The organism is Scandinavium sp. (genome assembly GCF_036271055.1).
Lineage (GTDB): Bacteria > Pseudomonadota > Gammaproteobacteria > Enterobacterales > Enterobacteriaceae > Scandinavium.
Genome location: NZ_DATBBJ010000113.1, coordinates 1 through 22538, shown reverse-complemented (window position 1 = coordinate 22538; position 22538 = coordinate 1). Strand labels below are relative to the sequence as shown.

26 protein-coding genes are annotated in these 22538 nt (G+C 53.4%); 14 read left to right on the top strand and 12 right to left on the bottom strand.

What is annotated here, in order from left to right:
• A partial coding sequence (locus tag VH187_RS23415; RefSeq protein WP_329703826.1) for a M17 family peptidase N-terminal domain-containing protein occupies positions 1 to 390 on the bottom strand: 390 nt, incomplete at its 3' end.
• 456 nt (positions 391 to 846) lie between these two features.
• Between VH187_RS23415 and lptF the strand changes: the two genes are divergently transcribed.
• Both lptF and lptG read left to right on the top strand, forming a co-directional pair.
• Positions 847 to 1947, top strand: a complete 1101-nt coding sequence (gene lptF, locus VH187_RS23410) for an LPS export ABC transporter permease LptF (RefSeq protein ID WP_329703825.1) — start codon at positions 847 to 849, stop codon at positions 1945 to 1947.
• Positions 1947 to 3029 (top strand): LPS export ABC transporter permease LptG, encoded by a 1083-nt coding sequence (gene lptG / locus VH187_RS23405; RefSeq protein WP_329703824.1) that lies wholly within the window; start codon positions 1947 to 1949, stop codon positions 3027 to 3029. The genes lptF and lptG overlap by 1 nt, the downstream gene beginning before the upstream one ends.
• A gap of 88 nt (positions 3030 to 3117) precedes the next feature.
• On the opposite strand, the gene VH187_RS23400 is transcribed toward lptG, so the two are convergent.
• The gene (locus tag VH187_RS23400) at positions 3118 to 4410 is read right to left on the bottom strand and encodes an MFS transporter (protein ID WP_329703823.1); all 1293 of its coding nucleotides are present in this window, start codon (positions 4408 to 4410) and stop codon (positions 3118 to 3120) included.
• A gap of 196 nt (positions 4411 to 4606) precedes the next feature.
• Between VH187_RS23400 and VH187_RS23395 the strand changes: the two genes are divergently transcribed.
• Complete coding sequence (locus VH187_RS23395; protein WP_329703829.1) at positions 4607 to 6229, top strand: isovaleryl-CoA dehydrogenase; 1623 nt, start codon at positions 4607 to 4609, stop codon at positions 6227 to 6229.
• Between the two features lie 35 nt (positions 6230 to 6264).
• On the opposite strand, the gene VH187_RS23390 is transcribed toward VH187_RS23395, so the two are convergent.
• Both VH187_RS23390 and bsmA read right to left on the bottom strand, forming a co-directional pair.
• A complete protein-coding gene (locus tag VH187_RS23390) occupies positions 6265 to 6540 on the bottom strand; it encodes a YdgH/BhsA/McbA family protein (protein ID WP_329703822.1) in 276 nt (91 codons plus the stop codon).
• Between the two features lie 131 nt (positions 6541 to 6671).
• The gene (gene bsmA / locus VH187_RS23385; protein WP_329703821.1) at positions 6672 to 6983 is read right to left on the bottom strand and encodes a biofilm peroxide resistance protein BsmA; all 312 of its coding nucleotides are present in this window, start codon (positions 6981 to 6983) and stop codon (positions 6672 to 6674) included.
• A 206-nt stretch (positions 6984 to 7189) separates the two neighbouring features.
• Here bsmA and yjfP point away from each other — a divergent pair, with 206 nt between their 5' ends.
• The gene (gene yjfP, locus VH187_RS23380; RefSeq protein ID WP_329703820.1) at positions 7190 to 7903 is read left to right on the top strand and encodes an esterase; all 714 of its coding nucleotides are present in this window, start codon (positions 7190 to 7192) and stop codon (positions 7901 to 7903) included.
• A 70-nt stretch (positions 7904 to 7973) separates the two neighbouring features.
• On the opposite strand, the gene yjfY is transcribed toward yjfP, so the two are convergent.
• Positions 7974 to 8225 carry a DUF1471 family protein YjfY gene (gene yjfY, locus VH187_RS23375; RefSeq protein ID WP_414714059.1) on the bottom strand — a complete coding sequence of 84 codons (252 nt, stop codon included), beginning with the start codon at positions 8223 to 8225 and terminating at the stop codon, positions 7974 to 7976.
• Between the two features lie 362 nt (positions 8226 to 8587).
• Here yjfY and rpsF point away from each other — a divergent pair, with 362 nt between their 5' ends.
• The 5 genes from rpsF to VH187_RS23350 all read left to right on the top strand — a co-directional run bounded on the left by rpsF (position 8588) and on the right by VH187_RS23350 (position 11115).
• Positions 8588 to 8983 (top strand): 30S ribosomal protein S6, encoded by a 396-nt coding sequence (rpsF, locus tag VH187_RS23370; protein ID WP_329703818.1) that lies wholly within the window; start codon positions 8588 to 8590, stop codon positions 8981 to 8983.
• A 5-nt stretch (positions 8984 to 8988) separates the two neighbouring features.
• Positions 8989 to 9303, top strand: coding sequence for a primosomal replication protein N (priB, locus tag VH187_RS23365; RefSeq protein WP_329703828.1), 315 nt, complete (start codon positions 8989 to 8991; stop codon positions 9301 to 9303).
• 4 nt (positions 9304 to 9307) lie between these two features.
• Positions 9308 to 9535 (top strand): 30S ribosomal protein S18, encoded by a 228-nt coding sequence (rpsR, locus tag VH187_RS23360; protein WP_002210155.1) that lies wholly within the window; start codon positions 9308 to 9310, stop codon positions 9533 to 9535.
• Positions 9536 to 9576: 41 nt separating this feature from the next.
• Positions 9577 to 10026 (top strand): 50S ribosomal protein L9, encoded by a 450-nt coding sequence (rplI, locus tag VH187_RS23355; protein WP_329703817.1) that lies wholly within the window; start codon positions 9577 to 9579, stop codon positions 10024 to 10026.
• 159 nt (positions 10027 to 10185) lie between these two features.
• Positions 10186 to 11115 carry a DMT family transporter gene (locus VH187_RS23350; protein WP_329703816.1) on the top strand — a complete coding sequence of 310 codons (930 nt, stop codon included), beginning with the start codon at positions 10186 to 10188 and terminating at the stop codon, positions 11113 to 11115.
• Positions 11116 to 11153: 38 nt separating this feature from the next.
• On the opposite strand, the gene VH187_RS23345 is transcribed toward VH187_RS23350, so the two are convergent.
• Positions 11154 to 11828 (bottom strand): LysM-like peptidoglycan-binding domain-containing protein, encoded by a 675-nt coding sequence (locus VH187_RS23345; RefSeq protein ID WP_329703815.1) that lies wholly within the window; start codon positions 11826 to 11828, stop codon positions 11154 to 11156.
• A gap of 132 nt (positions 11829 to 11960) precedes the next feature.
• Here VH187_RS23345 and fklB point away from each other — a divergent pair, with 132 nt between their 5' ends.
• Positions 11961 to 12581: a BamJ family beta-barrel-assembly machinery protein gene (gene fklB, locus VH187_RS23340; protein WP_329703814.1), complete on the top strand. Its 621-nt coding sequence runs from the start codon at positions 11961 to 11963 to the stop codon at positions 12579 to 12581.
• Between the two features lie 307 nt (positions 12582 to 12888).
• Complete coding sequence (cycA, locus tag VH187_RS23335) at positions 12889 to 14292, top strand: D-serine/D-alanine/glycine transporter (protein WP_329703813.1); 1404 nt, start codon at positions 12889 to 12891, stop codon at positions 14290 to 14292.
• A gap of 41 nt (positions 14293 to 14333) precedes the next feature.
• Here the strand turns inward: cycA and ytfE are convergent, their stop codons facing one another.
• The 4 genes from ytfE to VH187_RS23315 all read right to left on the bottom strand — a co-directional run bounded on the left by ytfE (position 14334) and on the right by VH187_RS23315 (position 17865).
• A complete protein-coding gene (gene ytfE / locus VH187_RS23330) occupies positions 14334 to 14996 on the bottom strand; it encodes an iron-sulfur cluster repair protein YtfE (protein ID WP_329703812.1) in 663 nt (220 codons plus the stop codon).
• 82 nt (positions 14997 to 15078) lie between these two features.
• Complete coding sequence (locus VH187_RS23325; RefSeq protein ID WP_329703827.1) at positions 15079 to 16053, bottom strand: DMT family transporter; 975 nt, start codon at positions 16051 to 16053, stop codon at positions 15079 to 15081.
• 73 nt (positions 16054 to 16126) lie between these two features.
• Complete coding sequence (locus tag VH187_RS23320) at positions 16127 to 16951, bottom strand: AraC family transcriptional regulator (RefSeq protein ID WP_329703811.1); 825 nt, start codon at positions 16949 to 16951, stop codon at positions 16127 to 16129.
• A 65-nt stretch (positions 16952 to 17016) separates the two neighbouring features.
• Positions 17017 to 17865 (bottom strand): SDR family oxidoreductase, encoded by an 849-nt coding sequence (locus VH187_RS23315; RefSeq protein ID WP_329703810.1) that lies wholly within the window; start codon positions 17863 to 17865, stop codon positions 17017 to 17019.
• 90 nt (positions 17866 to 17955) lie between these two features.
• Here VH187_RS23315 and VH187_RS23310 point away from each other — a divergent pair, with 90 nt between their 5' ends.
• Positions 17956 to 18336, top strand: coding sequence for a winged helix-turn-helix transcriptional regulator (locus tag VH187_RS23310; protein WP_329703809.1), 381 nt, complete (start codon positions 17956 to 17958; stop codon positions 18334 to 18336).
• A gap of 57 nt (positions 18337 to 18393) precedes the next feature.
• Here the strand turns inward: VH187_RS23310 and VH187_RS23305 are convergent, their stop codons facing one another.
• Positions 18394 to 20337, bottom strand: a complete 1944-nt coding sequence (locus tag VH187_RS23305; protein ID WP_329703808.1) for a bifunctional 2',3'-cyclic-nucleotide 2'-phosphodiesterase/3'-nucleotidase — start codon at positions 20335 to 20337, stop codon at positions 18394 to 18396.
• Positions 20338 to 20528: 191 nt separating this feature from the next.
• Between VH187_RS23305 and cysQ the strand changes: the two genes are divergently transcribed.
• Positions 20529 to 21269 carry a 3'(2'),5'-bisphosphate nucleotidase CysQ gene (gene cysQ, locus VH187_RS23300; protein WP_329703807.1) on the top strand — a complete coding sequence of 247 codons (741 nt, stop codon included), beginning with the start codon at positions 20529 to 20531 and terminating at the stop codon, positions 21267 to 21269.
• Here cysQ and VH187_RS23295 read toward each other — a convergent pair.
• Positions 21263 to 21820, bottom strand: coding sequence for a YtfJ family protein (locus tag VH187_RS23295; RefSeq protein ID WP_329703806.1), 558 nt, complete (start codon positions 21818 to 21820; stop codon positions 21263 to 21265). The two genes, cysQ and VH187_RS23295, sit on opposite strands and share 7 nt — an antisense overlap.
• A gap of 321 nt (positions 21821 to 22141) precedes the next feature.
• Between VH187_RS23295 and VH187_RS23290 the strand changes: the two genes are divergently transcribed.
• Positions 22142 to 22348, top strand: a complete 207-nt coding sequence (locus VH187_RS23290) for a DUF1107 domain-containing protein (protein ID WP_110510900.1) — start codon at positions 22142 to 22144, stop codon at positions 22346 to 22348.
• Positions 22349 to 22538 lie beyond the last annotated feature (190 nt).

Here is a 22538-nt window from a genome sequence, read left to right as displayed (position 1 = left end):
TACCGCCTGGCGCACTTTCCAGTAGGTATTGCGGCCTTTGACGTGCAGCTCGGTCAGGAAGCAGACGGCCTCCATCGAACCGGTGTCATTCAGGGTGTTAATTGTCTTCTGGATGACCTGCTTATACTGGCGCTCATCCAGCTCGCGCTCTTTGCCACACCCAATCAGCAGAATACGCTCAGAAAGCACATTCGGAACGTGGTGAAGCAATAAAGTCTGACCTGCTTTCCCCTCAAGCTCACCGCGGCGCAGAAGGGCGCTGATGTAGCCATCGCTGATTTTATCGAGTTGTTCTGCGACCGGGGACAGGCGACGCGGCTCAAAGACTCCCACAACGATGCAGGCACTACGCTGTTTCTCGGGGCTACCGCTTTTTACACTGAACTCCATGCACTACGCTCCTGAATCTTAAAGACAACGGCGGTGGCTACGGATAGAATTGCAAGCTTTCGTAACTCATGTCCGCTGTTGCGGTGACTTCGTGTTAATCTTAACGATATCGCGATGTTGGCTCGTCAGAACCGGGTCTGAACGTAAAACCGCTGAGTCATGTAATCTTAGCGATGTTTTCGACGACTCAAGAGAATAAATGACGTTTAAGCCATGAAACAAGCAATTTTCCAGCAACTATGCTCTAAATTACTCGCGTTGCAGGACAAGAGGCGTAGCCGAATTGAACAGCGCTAGCGCTGGCCCCGAAGGGGTGAGGCCAAAGGCCGAATCACGCGGCGAGCCGTGAATCCTCAGGAACATAGCTAATATGTGACTGGGGTGAGCGGCGGCAGCCAATGCACCTGGAACGTGAAGAATAACGAGCAAAGACAGGTCTTAACGGGCGTATTTATAGTGATAATCATAAGATATCTGGTGCGGGAGACGCTGAAAAGCCAGCTGGCTATCCTCTTCATCCTGCTTCTGATTTTTTTCTGTCAGAAACTGGTCAGGATCCTCGGCGCTGCGGTTGACGGTGACATTCCGACGAACCTCGTGTTGTCCCTGCTGGGACTCGGGGTGCCAGAAATGGCGCAACTTATTCTGCCCCTCAGTCTGTTCCTTGGCCTGTTGATGACGTTGGGCAAGCTCTACACCGAAAGTGAAATCACGGTGATGCACGCGTGCGGCCTGAGTAAAGCCGTGCTGGTGAAAGCCGCGATGATCCTCGCGCTGTTTACCGCCACCGTGGCGGCTGTGAACGTGATGTGGGCTGGCCCCTGGTCTTCACGTCATCAGGACGAAGTGCTGGCAGAAGCCAAAGCTAACCCCGGCATGGCTGCACTGGCACAAGGCCAGTTCCAGCAGGCGAGCGACGGCAACTCCGTTCTGTTTATCGAAAATGTGAAAGGCAGCAAATTCCACGACGTATTTATCGCGCAGGTTCGCACCAAAGGTAACGCGCGTCCGTCGGTGGTGGTGGCCGATTCAGGTTATCTCTCGCAGCAGAAAGACGGCTCGCAGGTGGTGAACCTCAATAAAGGCACCCGCTTTGAAGGCACAGCGATGCTGCGCGATTTCCGTATCACTGATTTTAAAGATTATCAGGCGATTATCGGTCATCAGGCCGTTGCCCTGGATCCAAACGATACCGACCAGATGAGCATGAGTGCTCTGTGGAATACCGAAACGCCGCAGGCCCGCGCAGAGTTTCACTGGCGTCTGACGCTTGTAGCGACTGTGTTTATCATGGCGCTGATGGTTGTTCCGCTGAGTGTGGTTAACCCACGTCAGGGGCGCGTCCTGTCAATGTTGCCGGCGATGCTGCTGTATCTGGTGTTCTTCCTCGTGCAGACCTCGCTGAAATCTAACGGCGGTAAAGGCAAAATCGACCCGACAATGTGGATGTGGGCCATCAACGTGCTCTACTTTGCGTTGGCTGTGGTGCTGAACCTCTGGGATACAGTGCCGATGCGTCGCGTTCGTGCACGGCTTAGCGGGAAAGGAGCGGTATAATGCAGTTATTTGGCGTACTCGACCGCTATATCGGTAAAACCATTTTCACCACCATCATGATGACGTTGTTCATGCTGGTGTCGCTGTCGGGCATTATCAAGTTTGTCGATCAGCTGAAAAAAGCCGGGCAAGGCACGTACGACGCGCTGGGCGCGGGCATGTATACCTTGCTCAGCGTGCCAAAAGACGTACAGATTTTCTTCCCGATGGCGGCATTGCTTGGTGCGCTGTTGGGGCTCGGCATGCTGGCGCAGCGCAGTGAATTAGTCGTGATGCAGGCATCCGGTTTCACCCGTATGCAAGTGGCGATGGCGGTGATGAAAACCGCGATCCCACTGGTATTGCTGACAATGGCTGTGGGCGAATGGGTGGCACCTCAGGGCGAGCAAATGGCGCGTAACCTGCGTGCTCAGGCGATGTACGGCGGTTCGCTGTTATCGACCCAGCAGGGCATGTGGGCGAAAGACGGCAACAATTACATCTACATCGAACGTATCAAAGGCGATGATGAACTCGGCGCGATCAGCATTTACAGCTTCAATGACAATCGCCGTCTTCAGTCTGTGCGTTACGCGGCCTCTGCGAAGTTCGATAAAGAGAACAAAACCTGGCGCTTATCGCAGGTGGATGAATCTAATCTGACTGACCCGAAGCAAGTGACGGGTTCACAGACTGTGAGCGGAACGTGGAAAACTAACCTCACGCCGGACAAACTCGGTGTCGTGGCGTTAGATCCTGATGCGCTGTCGATTAGCGGTCTGCATAACTACGTGAAGTACCTGAAATCAAGCGGTCAGGATGCCGGGCGTTATCAGCTCAACATGTGGAGCAAAATCTTCCAGCCGATGTCAGTGGCGGTAATGATGCTCATGGCACTGTCGTTCATCTTCGGCCCGCTGCGTAGCGTGGCGATGGGTGTACGCGTGGTGACGGGGATAAGCTTCGGTTTTGTGTTCTACGTGCTCGACCAGATTTTTGGCCCGTTGACACTGGTATATGGCATCCCGCCGATTGTCGGTGCGTTGTTACCAAGTGCCAGCTTCTTCCTGATTAGCTTGTGGTTGATGACGCGTAAAGCCTGATTCTTTGCGGTAGCCCGGCGGCGTGTTTGCTGCTGGGCTACGATTTGGCTTGGCCGGGTGAGGCGAAACCTCAACCCGGCGCAATATGTTACTCATCCAACGACCGCAAATGGTCGTCCTTTCTCAGCGTCATCAACGCGATAATACTCACCACTGCCGTTGCCATCACGTAATAGGCTGGAATATCGAGATTACCCGTCTGCTTAATCAGGCCGGTAATAATCAGCCCTGCACAGCCTGAAAACAGGGCGTTAGACAGCGAATACGCCAGTCCCAGCCCGGTATAACGGACTTTGGTGGGGAACATTTCCGATAGCATCGCCGGACCCGGCCCTGCCAGCATTCCCACTAAACCCCCCGCAATCAGCACCACGATGCCTTTCACCAATAACGTGCTGGATTCTGCCTGTAAAATTTTCAGCAGTGGTAACGCCAGGACCAGCAACAGAACGGCGGCGAGCACCATTACCGTGCGACGACCAATTTTATCGCTGAGGGCTCCCGACGGAATAATGGTGATCGCAAAGCCGATATTAGAAATCACTGCAATCAACAGTGCCTGATTAAATCCGGTATGCAGCGCAGATTGCAGGTAGGAGGGCATGATCACCAGATAGGTATATCCAGCGGCAGACCATACCATCAGACGACCAATACCCGTCACAATCGCTTTGGCTATCCCGCTCTTGCTGGCCTTAACGGGCACAACATCCATTTTCTGCTGGCGAACGAAACTCGGTGTTTCTTCCATGTTCATTCGCAGCCACAGCGCCACGCCGCCCATTGGCAAAGCGATAAAGAAGGGAATGCGCCATCCCCAATCGAGCATCGCTTCCGGGCTAAGCAGGGCAGACATCAGCGCGACAATTCCAGCCCCCGCAAGCAGCCCAAGCGCAACGGTGAAGGACTGCCAGGCACCGTACAGCCCGCGTTTACCGCGTGGGGCGAATTCAGTCATCAGTGACACAGCACCGCCGTATTCGCCGCCAGCAAACAGGCCTTGCAGAATACGCAACAGAGTAAGCAGTAGAGGAGCAGCGACGCCAATGGCGGCATAAACCGGCACGAGGCCAATCGCCGTGGTCGCCAGCGTCATCATCACCAGCACCAGAATCAGCGTGGGTTTGCGCCCGATACGATCACCGAGTCGCCCAAAAACCACCGCGCCCAACGGACGGAAGAAAAAGGCTACCGCGAACGCCGCATAGGTGAGGATAAGCCCGGTCAGCGGCGCTTCGCCTTCCAACTGGAAGAAGTTTTTGGCGATCACCGTTGCCAGAAAACCGTATACCGCAAATTCATACCATTCGATGAAATTACCAATTGAACCGGCAATCAGCGCTCGCTTGTGCGCCCCTGTTGCTACTGATCCTGTTTGCATAAAGAGTCCCGTTTTGTACATCGTATTAACGAATGAATAAATTATTCCATACATGATCCATAATAAAATTTAAAATTCTTATGCCTGTGATGGACTTCACGAAGCCAGGGGATTCTTTTTTGTCCGCTCTTTGACGGGCAGGTTTGCAGTGCGCTGACCATACTTATGGCAGACGCCAATGAAGGAAGGAGACATGATGCCCTGGCAAACGCATACCGTTTTCAATCAGCCGACGCCCCTCAACAACAGTAACCTTTTCCTTTCGGACACCGCGCTACATGAGGCGGTCATACGGGAAGGGGCAGGTTGGGATGTGGATTTACTCGCCAGTATCGGGCAGCAGTTGGGCGCCGCAGAATCGCTCGAACTGGGTCGGCTCGCGAATGTGAATGTCCCGGAATTGCTGCGCTTTGACGCGACGGGTGAGCGACTCGATGACGTCCGCTTTCATCCGGCCTGGCATTTGCTGATGCAGGGGCTTTGCGCCAACCGTGTGCATAATCTGGCCTGGCAGGACGACGCGCGCGTGGGATCGTTTGTCGCCCGTGCGGCACGTTTTACGCTGCATGCACAGGTGGAAGCCGGGACGCTTTGCCCGATAACCATGACCTTTGCCGCTACGCCGCTGTTACAACAACATTTACCAGCATCATTTGCGGACTGGATGGCGCCGTTGATGAGTGACCGCTACGACTCGCATTTGCAGCCAGGCAATCAGAAACGCGGGCTGCTGATTGGCATGGGGATGACGGAAAAACAGGGCGGTTCTGACGTACTCAGCAATACGACGCGGGCGGAGAAAATCGACGGTGAAATGTACCGGTTGGTGGGGCATAAATGGTTCTTCTCTGTACCGCAAAGCGATGCACATCTGGTTCTGGCTCAGGCCAACGGCGGATTGTCATGCTTTTTTGTTCCTCGATTTCTGCCTGATGGGCAGCGCAATGCAGTGCGGCTGGAACGCCTGAAAGACAAACTCGGTAACCGCTCTAACGCCAGCAGCGAGGCTGAATTTACCGATGCGTTTGGCTGGTTGCTGGGCGATGAGGGCGAGGGCATTCGACTGATCCTCAAAATGGGCAGCCTGACGCGTTTTGACTGTGCGTTGGGCAGTCATGGATTAATGCGACGCGCACTATCGGTCGCGCTTTATCACGCGCATCAGCGGCAAGCATTTGGCAAAACGCTTATCGATCAGCCCTTAATGCGTCAGGTTCTCAGCCGTATGGCATTACAACTGGAAGGGCAAACCGCTTTCCTGTTCCGTCTGGCTCGGGCGTGGGATAACCGCGTTTCACCGGAAGAAGCACTGTGGGCGCGGCTATTTACACCCGCGGCAAAATTCGCTATCTGCAAAGCAGGCATTCCTTTCGTGGCAGAGGCGATGGAGGTGCTTGGCGGTATCGGTTATTGCGAAGACAGCGAGCTGCCACGGCTGTACCGCGAAATGCCGGTGAACAGTATCTGGGAAGGCTCCGGTAATATCATGTGTCTTGATGTGCTTCGGGTGTTGGCGAAACAACCGGGCGTGCTGGAGTTGCTCAGCGCGGAATGTCATGAAGTGAAAGGGCAGGACCGACATTTCGACAGAGCCTGGCGGCAGCTACAACAGCGGCTGCGCAAACCCTCGGAGGCGCAAGGGCGGGAGATTACCCTGCAAATCTATTTGCTGGGCTGTGGTGCGCAAATGCTAAAAACGGCAACGCCGCCCGTAGCGCAGGCATGGTGTCGCATGATGCTTGATACACGTGGAGGAGTGCTGCTTGATGAACGATTACAGGATGATTTGTTGCTGAGGGCGACGGGCGGTGTAGGGTAAGTCGTAGGGCAGGCGCTTCGCGTCTGCCCCTAACATCAGGCATACAAAATAGCCTGTACGCGCCAGTTATCCGGGTGCTGTTCTTCGTACATTTGGGTAATGCGATACCAGCTTGCCCCTTGCTCGTCGGCTTTGAGGGCAATGACATGTTCGACGTCCTGAAGCGAGCCTGAAATATTATCAACGGAAATTTGACCGATTTCATTCAACCCGGTCACACAGTCGGCACTGGCAAACTCGGCAGACTGCGCCGTCGTGCGCGAGAATCCTAAAGAGAAGGCAAAGGCATTTTTCATCGTCGTCAGCTCCATTTCACGTAACCCGAGGGTAGTCCTGGTAATCCATTACAGACAATCATCCTTCTATTGCGGCATGACGTCATTGTGCATCGGGAAACGTGAACGGCTGAAAAGCAATGTAAAGCTGGCTAAATTATGATCGCTCAGGGTTTGCGATACATAATTGCCTGTGAATACCATTGCCCAGGAACCATCGTGTCATCAATCATGACGATCACGTAGTAATCCGCTTTCGCAGCGGTGACTTTCGCCTTGATAATGGCTTCGACATCCATTGGAGAGCCGTAAACCATTGCGCTGACGGTGCCGATTTTCTGCAGGTCTTCCGTTTGATTTCGCTGGATTTCCTGCGGATGACTGGTCAGCGGTGGAGGTGCTTCAGGCGTTCCCTGAAGTACGCTACATCCACTCAGCAAAAGCACCAACAGCAGAGGCGCAAAACGTCGCATAGCCATATCCCGTTTCCTGATAATGATTAGTGTAGTGATTAATAAATTGCGTTTAGGGGGAATGTTCCCGAACTGTTATCTGCGGCGCGATTTTCGAATGAAAATATCGTAAAAACGTAATCCAGCTCTCAACATTCAGCGCGCTGCAAAAAGGATAAACTTGCGCATGAAAAGCCTGCGTGTCATACCAGCATAAAAGAAGGAGAAGATAAATGATTGAACTTGAAATGCGCAAGCTTGCGGGCAGTGAGATCCTTCATGCTTATCCGCAGGGAAAAGCGGGAGCTGCCTTGCCTTGTATCGTGTTTTATCACGGATTTACCTCCTCCCGTTTGGTCTACAGCTATTTTGCGGTGGCGCTCGCACAAGCCGGTTTTCGCGTCATTATGCCGGATGCACCCGATCATGGTTCACGTTTTAGCGGTGACGCCAATGCGCGGCTTGAGCGTTTCTGGCCGATTTTGCTGAACAACTGTCAGGAGTTCAGTGCGCTGCGTCAGGCCATCATTTCTCAGGGCTGGCTGGAAGAAGGGCGGCTGGCAGTGGCAGGGGCCTCAATGGGCGGAATGACGGCGCTTGGGATTATGGCCCGTCACCCGGAGGTGAAATGCGTAGCCAGTCTGATGGGCTCCGGATTTTTTTCCTCGTTGTCTCGTTCGTTGTTTCCTTCCCCCGATTTCCCCGCAGAGCTTGCCGAGTGGGAGGTTGAACACCAGTTAGAAAAACTGGCGACCAGGCCATTGTTGCTGTGGCACGGTGAAGACGACGACGTCGTGCCCGCCGCAGAGACATTTCGGTTGCAGCAGGCATTGCAACAGCAAGGGTTGGACGAGCAGCTTACCTGTCAATGGCAAGCGGGTGTGCGTCACCGAATTACACCGGAAGCGCTTGATGCGACGGTGACGTTTTTTCAGCGACATTTGTAGCGGCCAAAAAAAAAGCCCCCGAAATCCGGGGGCAGAGTCAGGGCAAAGTGGTTCTTTGGTTTTCCTGGTGCTAGCGGTAAACGTCAGCGCTGGCGTGAATAAGGCCATTGCTGCCGGGTTCATGGATAAGGATTGGGTGATAGTACTTGGCGCCACGGGCGTCACTCTCTTCACTCAAGGCTTGATCTGCTTCGCTTTCGGTGGCGATATTATGATTAATGTAAATGACGCCTAAGCTCTGCACATCGTCCATATTTCTGGCCTGTCGGCCGTCGATTTTGATGGCTGCCATCGCGTTTGCACTTAGCAAAAATGCAGCCATTACAGCGATTGCGATGTTTTTCATAATAGTGACTCCATACTGCGTGCTGCGTTGAACTGAAGTCTCCTGCTGTCCCGATGAGGTATGTATTAAGTGTAATCCTTCCTTTTCGATTCATTAGCGACCATTTCTGATGCAGTTGTTCAAAAAAATGGCGCATTCCGTACTGCTCAATTTTAAGCCACTGACTTCCTTCCGCTTTGCCCTTCGTGCGAATTAATTGTGCAATCACCTTGAGTTTCTGGGGTAGCGCAAGTATGATTACGCGTCAATTTTTCAGCCGCACTTTAACCACGTTCCTTGCCTCCATGGGCCGCGGCTGACCCAGACAGGAGGCTGAATAATCCGTAAGGAGCAATTCGATGCGTCATTACGAAATCGTTTTTATGGTCCATCCTGACCAGAGCGAACAGGTTCCGGGTATGATCGAGCGTTACACTGGTGCAATCACTGCAGCAGAAGGTACGATCCACCGTCTGGAAGACTGGGGCCGCCGTCAGCTGGCTTACCCGATCAACAAACTGCACAAAGCACACTACGTTCTGATGAACGTTGAAGCTCCGCAGGAAGTGATCGATGAGCTGGAAACAAACTTCCGCTTCAACGATGCCGTTATCCGCAGCATGGTTATGCGTACTAAACACGCTGAGACTGAAGCATCTCCAATGGTTAAAGCGAAAGATGAGCGCCGTGATCGTCGCGATGATTTCGCAAATGAAACCACAGATGATGCTGAAGCTGGGGATTCTGAAGAGTAATCGTGATGGCCAACCGTTTGGTGTTGTCCGGCACAGTGTGCAAGGCGCCCCTTCGAAAGGTTAGCCCATCAGGAATTCCTCACTGCCAGTTCGTGCTTGAGCACCGTTCGATGCAGGAGGAAGCCGGTTTTCACCGGCAGGCGTGGTGCCAAATGCCCGTTATTATTAGCGGACACGAGAACCAGGCCATTACTCACAGTATAACGGTCGGCACGCAAATCACCGTTCAGGGCTTTATCAGTTGCCACAAGGCACGAAATGGACTGAGCAAAATGGTGTTGCATGCCGAGCAGATTGAATTGATAGATTCTGGAGACTAGCCAAATGGCACGTTATTTCCGTCGTCGCAAGTTCTGCCGTTTCACCGCGGAAGGCGTTGTAGAGATTGATTACAAAGACATCGCTACGCTGAAAAACTATATCACTGAAAGTGGTAAAATTGTCCCGAGCCGTATCACCGGTACTCGTGCAAAATACCAGCGTCAGCTCGCTCGTTGTATCAAGCGCGCTCGCTACCTGTCCCTGCTGCCGTACACTGATCGTCATCAGTAATCGGCCACAGTCCATTAACACGACTTTGAGAGGATAAGGTAATGCAAGTTATTCTGCTTGATAAAGTAGCAAACCTGGGCAGCCTGGGTGATCAGGTAAACGTTAAATCGGGTTACGCTCGTAACTTCCTGGTTCCACAGGGTAAAGCAGTTCCTGCTACCAAGAAAAACGTTGAATTCTTCGAAGCACGCCGTGCTGAACTGGAAGCCAAACTGGCTGACGTTCTGAACGCTGCTCAAGCTCGCGCTGAGAAAATCAACGCACTGGGCACCGTTACCATCGCGTCTAAAGCAGGCGACGAAGGTAAACTGTTCGGTTCTATCGGTACTCGCGACATCGCTGATGCAGTTTCTGCTGCTGGCGTGACTGTTGCTAAGAGCGAAGTTCGCATGCCGAACGGCGTTCTGCGTACCACTGGCGAGCACGAAGTGGACTTCCAGGTTCACAGCGATGTGTTTGCTAAACTGGTAGTAAACGTTGTTCCTGAGTAATTCATTACTCTGAAATAACGACAAATCGCCGGCCTTGTGCCGGCGTTTTGCTTTTCTGGCCCACCTGATTTTGCCTCGACCTTTTCCTCTTGTATGGTAGCTATTCGTAACGATTTCCGGATAATGAATTAAAACGCGATTTTAATTCAGGTCACACTCATGGAAATGGTCAATCCCGCCCCGCTTTTTACGCGCAAAAATGTCGTCTATGCCGGCGCAACGCTGTGTTGTTTACTGTGGGGGAGTTCTTACCCCGCGATCAAAAATGGCTACGAAATTTTTCGGATCGCCACTGACGATATCCCGTCGAAAATCATCTTTGCCGGTTACCGATTCCTGTTTGCGGGCATGCTATTGCTGCTTTTCGCGATGGCGCAGCGTAAGCCGATTGCGCGCCTTAATGCTCGCCAGTTTGGTCAGTTGACGGTGCTGGGTCTGACACAAACCTCTATTCAATATGCGATTTTCTATGTTGGGCTGTCGTTCACCACTGGCGTGAAAGGCTCAATCATGAATGCCACCGGCACGTTCTTCAGTGTATTGCTGGCACATTTCATCTATCAAAACGACAAGCTCAGCTATAACAAAACGGTGGGCTGTATTCTCGGTTTTGCTGGCGTGATGCTCGTGAACTTTAGCCATTCGCTGGTGGATTTCAGTTTTGTCTGGCGAGGCGATGGCTTTGTGGTTCTGGCGGCGTTTATTCTCTCGGCGGCAACGTTATACGGGAAACGTATTTCGCAAACGGTCGATCCGACAGTTATGACCGGCTGGCAGCTGGGCATCGGGGGTTTGGCATTAGTGGTGGGCGGTTATGTTAGTGGTGGCACGTTGACGATTCACGGCATGGAATCGGTGGCGGTATTGGGCTATTTGACGCTGCTCTCATCGGTGGCCTTTGCGCTGTGGAGCACGTTGCTGAAATACAACCGCGTCAGCATGATTGCACCGTTCAACTTCGTGATCCCGGTAGCGGGTACTGTGCTGTCGGGTATTTTTCTTGGTGAGAATATTCTGGAGTGGAAATACGCATTTGCGTTGGTGCTGGTGTGTTCGGGAATTTGGTGGGTGAATAAGCGCAGTGCGTGAAAGCAGCCCGGCAGGCGAAACGCTACCGGGCGAAAATGTTAACGAACGCGGATATAGCTGCCGTCAGACTGACGGGTAAACAGCACTTGCTTGCCGCTACCGTTATCGATGGTGAGTGCCGTCACAACGCCATTAGCATTCTGGCGAACCTGAACCATTTGCCCGGCCTGCAATGAACTCAGCGGTTTTCCGGCGCCTTCCACTTTCGACATCGCATAGACATCCGTTGGCGGCAGGTTGTGGTCGCGGAACAACTGCGCCAGTGTTTTACCCGGCTCAACGCGATAACTGCGCCACTGCTGCTCAATGCCCGGCAGTGACTGTGCCTGAGTCTGCGCAGGCGCGGTTTGCGGTTGAGATTGTACCTGTTGCGGCTGTTCGTCCGGCTGCTCTTCTTGTACCACTTCTGGTGCGACAGGCGCGGCCTGTCCAGGATCGTTCACTGGCGGTGAAGATTCCAGAGGCGGGAGCGGTTGTTGCAGGTTGCCCTGCTGCGGTTGAGACTGCGACTGGATGTCGAGTTGCGCATTGCGGCTCACGGGCTGCGCAGGCGCATTGTCACCAGAAGGAAGCAGGAAGCCGATAATCACCAGCAGAAAGCCTGCGATGATACCGCGACGATGCTGCGGCGGCAGCGGGTCCATTAATTTGAAATTATCCGGTGCATGCCAGATTTTTAACAACGTAGGTTGTAGTGCGAATCGCCCGGGCATGGGTCACCTCCTGCTCCGCGTTTCCCTGTTTTGTCCCTCAGTATATACATTATTCTGCCGAGACAAAGTTTTACCCGATGCGGCCGGACTGTTATGCTGCCCGCTGATTTTCATCCGATGAAAGGAAAGACCATGGCAACCCCAACTTTTGACACCATTGAAGCCCAGGCCAGTTACGGAATCGGCCTCCAGGTAGGACAACAGCTCAGCGAATCCGGCCTGCAGGGCCTGCTGCCAGAAGCCCTGGTTGCTGGTATTGCTGATGCGCTGGAAGGCAAACAGCCACAGGTTCCGGTGGATGTCGTTCACCGTGCGCTGCGTGAAATTCACGAGCGTGCTGACGCGGTTCGTCGCGAACAATTCGAAGCCATGGCGGCTGATGGCGTGAAGTACCTGGAAGAAAACCGTGAGAAAGAAGGCGTGAGCAGCACCGAATCCGGTCTGCAATTCCGCGTTCTGACTCAGGGCGAAGGCGCAATCCCGGCACGTACTGACCGCGTTCGCGTTCACTACACCGGCAAACTGATTGACGGTTCCGTGTTCGACAGCTCCGTTGCGCGTGGCGAACCGGCTGAATTCCCGGTTAACGGCGTGATCCCTGGCTGGATCGAAGCCCTGACCCTGATGCCGGTTGGCTCCAAATGGGAACTGACTATCCCGCAAAACCTCGCTTATGGCGAGCGTGGCGCTGGCGCGTCTATCCCACCTTTCAGCACCCTGGTTTTCGAAGTAGAACTGCTCGAAATCCTGTAAGGCGCTCAATCCTCTCCCGGCTACGGGAGAGGATGTCAAAATCAGTGAAATATCCCTAAGTTAGAAACTTGTTAGCATTTAATCTTGCATTCGCACGCGGCCAGTGTATTTTTGTGAGCTGTTTCGCGTTAGCTGAGTGATATAACACTCACTTTAAACATCTTATTAACATTATATTCATTTCATAGTATTCAACCCGCCGATTCTTACCTACTATCGAACAGTCTTAAAAAACTGAAACATCGACAGATGTATTCAATGGCCGTAGAGCCAGCACAACACAACAGGAACAACAGGAAGAAATCACATGGTAGATCAGGTAAAAGTTGCGACAGACGATGACGCATCGTCTGAGCAGTCGCTACGGCGTAATCTCACAAACCGGCATATTCAGCTGATTGCTATCGGCGGCGCGATAGGCACCGGGCTGTTTATGGGCTCGGGTAAAACCATCAGCCTCGCTGGCCCGTCGATAATCTTCGTTTATATGATCATCGGCTTTATGCTTTTCTTCGTCATGCGAGCAATGGGTGAGTTGCTGCTGTCGAACCTCGAATACAAATCTTTTAGTGACTTCGCCGCCGACCTGCTCGGCCCATGGGCGGGGTATTTTACCGGCTGGACCTACTGGTTCTGCTGGGTAGTTACCGGCATGGCAGACGTTGTCGCGATAACGTCTTACGCACAATTCTGGTTCCCCGGTTTATCGGATTGGGTCGCATCCATTGCGGTGATCCTGCTGCTGCTTGGCCTGAACCTCGCCACCGTGAAGATGTTTGGTGAGATGGAATTCTGGTTTGCGATGATCAAAATCGTCGCCATCGTGGGCCTGGTGATCGTGGGTCTGGTGATGATCATGACGCACTTCACCTCCCCAAGCGGCGTGCAGGCTTCGTTCGATCACTTATGGAATGACGGCGGCTGGTTCCCGAAAGGCATCAGCGGTTTCTTCGCCGGGTTCCAGATTGCGGTGTTTGCTTTCGTGGGTATCGAGCTGGTGGGTACAACGGCTGCAGAAACCAAAGACCCTGAGAAATCTTTGCCGCGCGCGATTAACTCCATTCCAATCCGTATCATCATGTTCTACGTGTTTGCGCTGGTGGTGATTATGTCCGTCACGCCGTGGGGTTCCGTGGTGCCGGATAAGAGCCCGTTCGTTGAGTTGTTCGTGCTGGTGGGGTTGCCTGCGGCGGCGAGTATCATCAACTTTGTGGTGCTGACGTCTGCGGCCTCTTCCGCTAACAGCGGCGTGTTCTCGACCAGCCGTATGTTGTTCGGCCTGGCGCAAGACGGCGTAGCGCCGAAGGCATTCGCCAAGCTCTCGAAACGCGCAGTGCCAGCGAAAGGGCTGACCTTCTCCTGCATCTGCCTGTTGGGCGGTGTGGTGATGCTGTACGTGAACCCAAGCGCGATTGCGGCATTCACCATGATCACCACCGTGTCGGCGATCCTGTTCATGTTCGTGTGGACCATCATTCTGTGTTCATATCTGGTCTACCGCAAACAGCGCCCGCAGTTGCATGCAGCGTCAAAATACAAAATGCCGCTCGGCAAACTGATGTGCTGGGTGTGTATGGCGTTCTTCGTGTTCGTGCTGGTATTGCTGACGCTGGAAGATGATACCCGTGAAGCGCTGATCGTCACACCGCTGTGGTTCGTGGTGTTGGGGTTGGGCTGGTTGTTTATCGGTAAGAAACGTCTGGCGCAGTAGCTGTCTTTATTGCCCGGTGACGTAGCGCCACCGGGCAACAATCACTCTCCCGCTAACGCGCGCGGGAACAGCACATTGTTTTCCAGGCTAATGTGCTCCATCAAATCGTCAATCATCTCGTTAATGCCGTTGTACATCGCTTTCCAGGTGATGCAGGCTTCCGGCGGCGGTGTCACGTTATTTGTCACATGCTTGATCACTTCCAGCAGTTCACCCGCGTCATCATGCTCGCTTTCCATCACGCTGATCGGCCCCATTGCCTGACGGCCCATGCCTTGTTTGATCATCGGGAACAGGATTTGTTCCTCTTTCATCATGTGGCTGGAGAGTTCCTGATGCAGTGCGGTCAGATATTTGGTCAGACCTTTCGGCACGTTTGGTTTGTCGGCATGAACGCGTTCCACTTTGGTGGCTTGCAGAATTAACTCCGGTAACTGTTCGCGGTGGCGATCGTGGTAGCGCACGATGATGTGATCGATAATTTCAGCCAGCGGCGTCACACGCCACTCTTTATCGACGGGCTGTTCAGCCAGTTTTGCCAGTTCAGCTTCAATCAGCGCCACATCAAGCTCTTTGCGCGCAGCAGCACGCTCCAGCGTTTGCTTCCCACCGCAGCAGTAATCCATATCGTATTGACGAAACAGAGCAGACGCGCGGGGAATCGAGAGCGCCAGTTCACCTAAATGTTGATCGCGAAAGGCCATAGCCGTTACCTCATCTGTAAAATATAAGATGCATTTTAAATGCATCTTTAAGATAAGGAAATACCCCTTTGGGAATAACGCACTATTTTAGAGGGTCTTCGTGCAGTGCTTGCAGTAGAGGTTTTTGCGGTTTGGCGCGCACGGCAATCACCACGCCGACAACCAACAGGGTAATGCCAATGAACGTCAGCAGCGGCGGTAAACTATGGCGCAGCATAAAGGTATAGAGCAAACCGGCCAGCGTTTCGAAAACGATCAATGGCCCGAGGATCACCGTCGGCAGGCGCTGGCTGGCGATATTCCAGCACAGCGCACCCACCCAGGAACAGAACACCGCGATGGCGATCATCAAAGTGATGAACACTTCTGGGTGTGGGCCGAACGGGAGCGGGAAAGATTGTCCCTGACGGCTGAGCCACAGACACGCCAGCACATAGCCGAGCAGCGAAACCGGCAGTGTGACCAGCGCCTGCGCCGTCGCCCACATCATCGGGTGCTTATCGGGGTTTTCCCTCAGCCAGCGCGCGTTGCGCAGCGCATACCACGCCCAGCAAACCACAGAGATAAAGGCCAGCCCAATACCGCTGCCGTAACGCCACCAACTAAAATCGGCCAGACCGTGCCGAAATTCAGCAATATTCACGCAAACCAGCCCCAGCGCAATGCAGCCCAGCGCCGGAGCCATGCTGAGCCACGACAGTTTGCCGTCGCGCTGGCTATAGAGCAGATTAGCAAAAACCGGGATCACCACCGGCAGTGTGCCGATGATCATGGTTGAAACCGGCGCGCCCGCACGTTGAATCGCGCTGGCGAGACAGACGTAATAAATGAGGTTACCCATCATCGTCAGGCCGAGTGCGGTTAACCAGTCGCGCTTGCCAAGCTGTTTGAGCTGCGCCCGACCGAGCCACGCCAGCGGTAAGGCAATCAGGCCAAGCGCCAGATAGCGACCCATCGACTGCAACACCGCCGGGTATTCCGGCACCAGCAGCGGTCCGACGAAAATCAACCCCCACATCAACCCCGCCAGCAGGGCGTACAACACACCACTCATCATCATCTGTACCTTATTCGTAAACAGACGCAGTGTAGGAAGGGTAACGGGGATGCGTATTGTATGAGGTTGCGCATTAGCGCAGGAAAACTTGTTTCTGGTAGCGAACGGGTGTAATGCCGTAGCGGCGCGTAAAAGCACGAGTCAGATGGGACTGATCGGTTAATCCCGTTGCGGCGGCGACTTCGGCGGCGGGCATGCCGCGCGTCAGGAAATCTTTCGCACGCCACAGACGAATCGCCATCAGCATCTGATGCGGCGTGACGTGATAACTGGCTTTGAACTGGCGCTGGAAATGGTACGGACTGAGTGCGACGACAGCGGCGAGTTCGTCGAGCGTTACCGGGTGCATATAGTTGTCGTGCAGATACTCGCGGATGCGTTCAAAGCGATGGGCCGCTTCCTGTGAGTTCGGGGCATGACGTGCAAACGGGCGGAAGGTGTCGATCAGGTCAAGCAACAGCCCTTTTTGCGCCAGCGGATCATCGGTGTTCCATAGGCCATAAATTTGCTGACAGAGCAGGGCGGAACGCTGTGCGTCGTGGCGCACTACATCGCTAAACCACCAGTCGCGAATGCCTGTCACGTCTTCGAGTAAATCAGGTTCGAGATAGACCATCCGATAGCGCCAGCCGTCGGCAGTCTCGGCTTCGCCCGTGTGTAACTCATCGGGATTCATGGTGACGACGGAATTGACGGGGGCGACATATTGCGTACCGCGATAGCGGAAACGCTCTGCGCCGAGCTCAATCGCGCCAATCCCAAAGGCTTCGTGAGTGTGCGGTTCAAAGGCATAGCGCGAAATATGGGCGTGATAAAGCTCAACTCCCGGCACCTGAGCCAAGTGGCGGAAGCTGGCACAATCTTTCTCGTCTGCGAACTGCTGAGGAACACCCTGCACGCTAACCTCCCACGAAATATCCCGTCATTATCGAAGATACTCCGTGGGGGCGCCAACAAAAACGCTTACAGGATGCTTTTGACGCTTACAGACAACGGCGAGGTCGGGCGCTGGATAAGCTTGCTCAGAGTATGGCTATCATCAAACAGACCACCTTTGGATGCGCCAACGTCAGAATCTGCCAGCATATCGGCAAGTCCGGCAGGCAGGCCCACGCCTTTCAGCGCCGCAGCAAAATCGGCTTCGCTGAGGTTCTGATAGCTCACGGCTTTCCCGCTCTGTTTGCTGAGTTCAGCAGCCAGTTCGCTCAGCGTCCAGGCGCTGTCACCCGCCAGTTCATAGACTTTCCCGGCGTGGCCTTCTTCACTCATCACGCGTGCGGCGGCAGCAGCGTAATCGGCGCGAGTCGCGGAGGCAATTTTGCCTTCCCCGGCAGCACCGATAAACACGCCGTGTTCGATGGCTGGTGGTGCGCTGGCAAGATAGTTTTCGGTGTACCAGCCGTTGCGCAACAACGCGTAAGGAATGCCAGACTCAGCCAGCATTTTTTCGGTTTCAACATGCTCAACGTGCAGGCCGAGCGGCGATTTATCGGCATGTAGCAGGCTGGTGTAAGCGATAAATTTCACGCCAGCAGCTTTCGCGGCGTTAATCACATTCCGGTGCTGAGCGGCACGTTGACCCACTTCACTGCCGGAAATCAGCAGCAGTTTTGCCACGCCCTGAAATGCGGCTTTCAGCGAGGCTTCATCGGTGTAGTCGCCTTGACGCACGACGATGCCTTTGTCGCTCAACGCCTGGGCTTTCGCCGGGTTACGCACAACAGCGACCAGTTGGTTCGCCGGAACGGTTTTCAGCAGGTTTTCGATAACGAGTTGGCCCAGTTGGCCGGTGGCGCCGGTAATAGCGATCATCAGGTGACTCCTTCGTGTTTGTCTTCAGTTATGGTACGCTAACACCATAACTAACTTTTAGTAAGTACGTACAAAAAGGTAAGTGTTAAAATGGCGAATCCGACTCTAAGTGAACAACTGCGTGACGGTAATCTGTTTGCCGAACAGTGTCCGTCGAGAGACGTACTTAAACATGTGACCAGCCGTTGGGGCGTGTTGATTCTGGTGGCATTGCGTGACGGCACGCATCGCTTTAGCGATTTACGCCGTAAAATGGGCGGCGTCAGTGAGAAGATGTTGGCCCAGTCGCTCCAGGCGTTGGAACTGGACGGTTTTCTCGATCGCGTGTCCTATCCGGTCGTGCCGCCGCACGTGGAGTACAGCCTGACGCCGCTCGGCGTGCAGGTAAGCGAGAAAGTGGAAGCCTTAGCCGACTGGATTGAGCTGAATTTGCCGAAGGTGATGGCGAACTGGGATGAACGTGCGGCGTGAAATGTGGGAAATTGCCCGGCGGCGCTAAGTGCTTGCCGGGCCTATAAAACCTTGTCGTTATTTACTCAAATCAACCTGATACACCGCAAAACCAATCTCGTCGGTGCCGACCTGTTTCATCGGGTATTGTGCTTTGTCTTTAATAAACGCAGCCGCTTTTTCTGACGGTGAAGTTTCAAAGCGAATATCCAGCGGTGTGGACGAATGAATCGGTGCTAAGCGCCAGTTGTTGTCAGCCGCCGGGTGAATTTCGCCATTTTTCTTCGACTCGGCGCTGATCCACGCTGCTACCACTGAACGGTTTTCATCTGGCGACGCAAAGGCGATATGGCTGTCGCCAGTGCCTGCAAACTTGCCGCCGTAGGCGCGGTAGTTGTTGGTCGCGACCAGGAAGGTGGCGTTAGGGTCAATCGGTTTACCGTCGAAGGTCAGATTTTTAATGCGTTCCGCTTTCGGATTCACACTCTGACATTCCCCGTCGTAACGCGCGGGTTGGCTGACGTCGATTTGATACTTCACGCCGTCAATTACATCAAAGTTGTAGGTGCGGAAATCATTCCAGTTGATCAGCGACTGCGGCTTACTACTGTTAACGTCAATCTGATTGAACTGCCCGGCGGAGCACTCCAGCCACTCTTTCACCTCTTTGCCACTGACTTTCATCACCACCAGGGTGTTCGGATAGAGGTAGAGGTCTGCGGCGTTACGGAAGGTTAGCTGGCCTTTTTCCACTTCGGTGTAACTCGCCGGATCGTTTTTGCGCCCTCCTGCTTTGAACGGCGCGGCAGCGGAAAGCACCGGCAGTTTGGCTAAATCCGGATCGCCCTGAATAAAGTGCTCAACGTAGGCTTTCTGCGCCATATTCACCACCTGAACGGTAGGATCGTCCTGCACCAGCGATAAATAGCTGTACATATTGTCCGACGATTTACCAATCGGCTTGCTGACGAAGGCGCGGGTGGCGTCGTGATCGGCTTTCAGCACCTTCACCAGGTTAGCATCTTCCGCCGCGAGGGATTTCTTCGCCACCGGATCGTAAATCGGCCGCGCTTCGGCTTTCGCCTGCGCGACCTGCCATTTGCCGTTGTCATTTTTCAGCACCAAGTCGACCACGCCGAGATGATCGCCCCACATGCCGGGCATCACAGCTGGCACGCCATTGAGCAAACCTTTCTCAATGTCTGCCCCTTTGATGCTGGCAAAATCTTTCGACGGGAACACTGCGTGGGCGTGACCGAACATAATCGCATCCACGCCCGGTAGCTGGCTGAGGTAGTACACAGAGTTTTCAGCCATCGCCTGATACGGGTCGGCAGAGAGACCAGAGTGAGCAATCACCACCACCACATCCGCGCCTTTTTCTCGCATTTCAGGCACATATTTGCGCGCGGTTTCGGTGATATCGTTCACCGTCACCTTGCCGCTGAGATTCGCTTTATCCCACGTCATGATCTGCGGAGGCACAAAACCGATGTAGCCAATTTTCAGCGTCTGCGGCTTGCCGTCTTTATCAATGACCTGGGTTTCTTTAATCAGATACGGCGTAAAAAGCGGCTTTTTGGTTTTAACGTCGATGATATTGGCGTTAACGTACGGGAATTTTGCGCCATTGAGGGCTTTGTGCAAATAGTCCAGACCGTAGTTAAATTCGTGGTTGCCGAGGTTACCGACCGCATAATCCAGCGTGTTCATCGCTTTGTAGACCGGATGCACATCTCCCGTTTTCAGGCCTTTTGCCGCCATATAATCGCCGAGCGGGCTCCCCTGGATCACATCGCCGTTGTCGACAAGCACGCTGTTTTTGACTTCACCTCGCGCGGCATTAATCAAACTGGCGGTGCGGACCAGGCCGAATTTTTCCGTGGCGGTGTCTTTGTAGTAGTCAAAATCCATCATATTGCTGTGCAGGTCGGTGGTTTCCATGATCCGCAAATCCACCGTTGAAGCCTGAACACTGGCGGCAATCAGCGTGGCAAGGAGCGTTGCGCTAAACTTAATCATCAGAGGGGTCCTTTCATTGATCGAGGGCACAAAAGAAAAAAGGGTATACATCCTGTTGCTTACAGAAGTGTGAAGCTTGCCAGATAAAAGCGCGAGGAAACGGGCAACGCTTCACAGATAGCGCAATTGGCCGCGATGGGATATAAATAAAACAACGAGTTAACGCCACTCTACTCAACACGAGGTGGAAAATGCTGGAACAAGTATGTCAGCTTGCACGGAAAGCAGGTGATGCCATTATGCAGGTATACGACGGCGTGCAGCCGATGGACGTGGTTAGCAAAGCCGATGATTCCCCGGTGACAGCCGCTGATATTGCGGCGCATAGAGTCATTGTCAGTGGCCTGAACGCTCTGACGCCGGAGATCCCGGTGCTGTCGGAAGAAGATCCGCAGAATTGGGATGTTCGCCAACATTGGCAGCGCTACTGGCTGGTGGACCCGCTCGACGGCACCAAAGAGTTCATCAAGCGCAACGGTGAGTTTACGGTCAATATCGCGTTGATTGAAAACGGAAAACCGGTGCTGGGCGTAGTGTATGCACCAGTGATGAAAGTGATGTACAGCGCGCACGAAGGCAAAGCGTGGAAAGAAGAGTGCGGCGTGCGTAACCCGATTCAGGTACGCGATGCGCGTCCACCGTTGGTGGTGATCAGTCGCTCCCATGCCGACAGCGAATTGCAGGAGTATCTCCAGCAGTTGGGCGAACATCAGACCACGTCGATTGGTTCTTCACTCAAATTCTGTCTGGTAGCGGAAGGGCAGGCGCAGCTTTATCCGCGCTTTGGACCAACCAACGTCTGGGATACTGCCGCAGGCCACGCGGTGGCGATGGCTGCCGGGGCGCACGTTCACGACTGGCAAGGTAAAACCCTGGATTACACGCCGCGTGAATCGTTCCTCAACCCCGGTTTCCGCGTCTCAATCTACTGACCGAGCAATTTATGCAGCAGGGCGATAACCTGCTGCACTTCTTCCTGAGTCAGTGCCCCGTCTTTCGCCCACTCCACGCGCCCGTCTTTATCCAGCACCACAATCGCAGAGCTCTCTTCTTCCAGTTGCCAGGCACCGCGCGCACGACCGTCGCTATCGACAATAAACTGTGACCACGGGTAGAGCTTTTTATTACTCTCAATGCTGCTACGCACAAACATGGATGAGCCAGGAATGGCGTCGTCAGTGTTCACAATGGTAGTGGTCTGGTATTTATCATGCGGGAATTTGGCGGCTTTAATCGCCTCAATCAGCGTCGCGTTTTTCTCTTTGGCGGATGTACGACCGGCAATATGTTGTACAACTCTCACTTTGCCAGGCAACTGCGAGCTATTCCAGTTTTTATAGCTAAACTCATCATTATCGAGAATGAGTTCGCCACGGTCGGTGATGCCCACAGCGGGGACCCGATGACCGTTTTCGAAATGATGTGCAGAGGCCATCAACGGCATTAACAGGCATGAAATCGCCATCAGCTTACGTAGGGTCATGGTGTTTCCTTATTTTATGCAGGTGATCCGACCACTTGGTTCTGAGCATTAATCATAAGTGCGAATGATGTGGTTTTCCCGCAAGCATGATGCCAGTTTGCGGGTGAACGCACATAACCGTGAAAAAATGAAGGTTTATACTGCCTTTCTCGTATCCCTGAATAGAAAATTCTTAATTACTGTCATCAAACGGTAAATAAACTTCTACAGACTGGGTGTCCCGGTCGATATGGACTATAGTTTTAGAGCATTAATTTTGCGCCCTGGAACGCGGACCCGATTGTGGAGTCGCAAAGGCGTAAGACTCAGCAGGAGATAACAATGAAAATTTTCCAACGGTACAACCCACTTCAAGTGGCGAAGTACGTGAAGATCCTGTTTCGTGGACGGTTATACATCAAGGACGTGGGCGCTTTCGAGTTTGATAAGGGCAAAATCCTTATCCCGAAAGTGAAGGACAAACAGCATCTTTCTGTGATGTCCGAAATCAACCGTCAGGTTACGCGTCTGCAAACTGAGATGGCGTAATCAAGCAACGTGCTATGCAGTAAAAAGTAAAAAAAACGGCTCCCACTGGGTAATGCCGATCAGTTAAGGATCGGTTGATCGATCCAGTGGCTGTGTAAGAATCCGGAAATGCTCCCTCGTTTCCGGATTTTTTTATGCACATTGGACAGGCTCTCAATCTCGTTTCCCGATACGACTCTCTGCGTAACCC

Coding starts and splice junctions, on each gene's coding strand:
- rpsR (WP_002210155.1), top strand. CDS start 9,308: ATGGCACGTTATTTCCGTCGTCGCAAGTTCTGCCGTTTCACCGCGGAA.
- cysQ (WP_329703807.1), top strand. CDS start 20,529: ATGCTGGAACAAGTATGTCAGCTTGCACGGAAAGCAGGTGATGCCATT.
- VH187_RS23315 (WP_329703810.1), bottom strand. CDS start 17,865: ATGATCGCTATTACCGGCGCCACCGGCCAACTGGGCCAACTCGTTATC.
- fklB (WP_329703814.1), top strand. CDS start 11,961: ATGGCAACCCCAACTTTTGACACCATTGAAGCCCAGGCCAGTTACGGA.
- VH187_RS23290 (WP_110510900.1), top strand. CDS start 22,142: ATGAAAATTTTCCAACGGTACAACCCACTTCAAGTGGCGAAGTACGTG.
- VH187_RS23310 (WP_329703809.1), top strand. CDS start 17,956: ATGGCGAATCCGACTCTAAGTGAACAACTGCGTGACGGTAATCTGTTT.
- priB (WP_329703828.1), top strand. CDS start 8,989: ATGGCCAACCGTTTGGTGTTGTCCGGCACAGTGTGCAAGGCGCCCCTT.
- ytfE (WP_329703812.1), bottom strand. CDS start 14,996: ATGGCCTTTCGCGATCAACATTTAGGTGAACTGGCGCTCTCGATTCCC.
- rplI (WP_329703817.1), top strand. CDS start 9,577: ATGCAAGTTATTCTGCTTGATAAAGTAGCAAACCTGGGCAGCCTGGGT.
- VH187_RS23400 (WP_329703823.1), bottom strand. CDS start 4,410: ATGCAAACAGGATCAGTAGCAACAGGGGCGCACAAGCGAGCGCTGATT.
- VH187_RS23295 (WP_329703806.1), bottom strand. CDS start 21,820: ATGACCCTACGTAAGCTGATGGCGATTTCATGCCTGTTAATGCCGTTG.
- VH187_RS23395 (WP_329703829.1), top strand. CDS start 4,607: ATGCCCTGGCAAACGCATACCGTTTTCAATCAGCCGACGCCCCTCAAC.
- VH187_RS23350 (WP_329703816.1), top strand. CDS start 10,186: ATGGAAATGGTCAATCCCGCCCCGCTTTTTACGCGCAAAAATGTCGTC.
- VH187_RS23325 (WP_329703827.1), bottom strand. CDS start 16,053: ATGATGAGTGGTGTGTTGTACGCCCTGCTGGCGGGGTTGATGTGGGGG.
- yjfY (WP_414714059.1), bottom strand. CDS start 8,225: ATGGCTGCATTTTTGCTAAGTGCAAACGCGATGGCAGCCATCAAAATC.
- VH187_RS23390 (WP_329703822.1), bottom strand. CDS start 6,540: ATGGAGCTGACGACGATGAAAAATGCCTTTGCCTTCTCTTTAGGATTC.
- lptG (WP_329703824.1), top strand. CDS start 1,947: ATGCAGTTATTTGGCGTACTCGACCGCTATATCGGTAAAACCATTTTC.
- VH187_RS23345 (WP_329703815.1), bottom strand. CDS start 11,828: ATGCCCGGGCGATTCGCACTACAACCTACGTTGTTAAAAATCTGGCAT.
- VH187_RS23305 (WP_329703808.1), bottom strand. CDS start 20,337: ATGATTAAGTTTAGCGCAACGCTCCTTGCCACGCTGATTGCCGCCAGT.
- bsmA (WP_329703821.1), bottom strand. CDS start 6,983: ATGGCTATGCGACGTTTTGCGCCTCTGCTGTTGGTGCTTTTGCTGAGT.
- cycA (WP_329703813.1), top strand. CDS start 12,889: ATGGTAGATCAGGTAAAAGTTGCGACAGACGATGACGCATCGTCTGAG.
- rpsF (WP_329703818.1), top strand. CDS start 8,588: ATGCGTCATTACGAAATCGTTTTTATGGTCCATCCTGACCAGAGCGAA.
- yjfP (WP_329703820.1), top strand. CDS start 7,190: ATGATTGAACTTGAAATGCGCAAGCTTGCGGGCAGTGAGATCCTTCAT.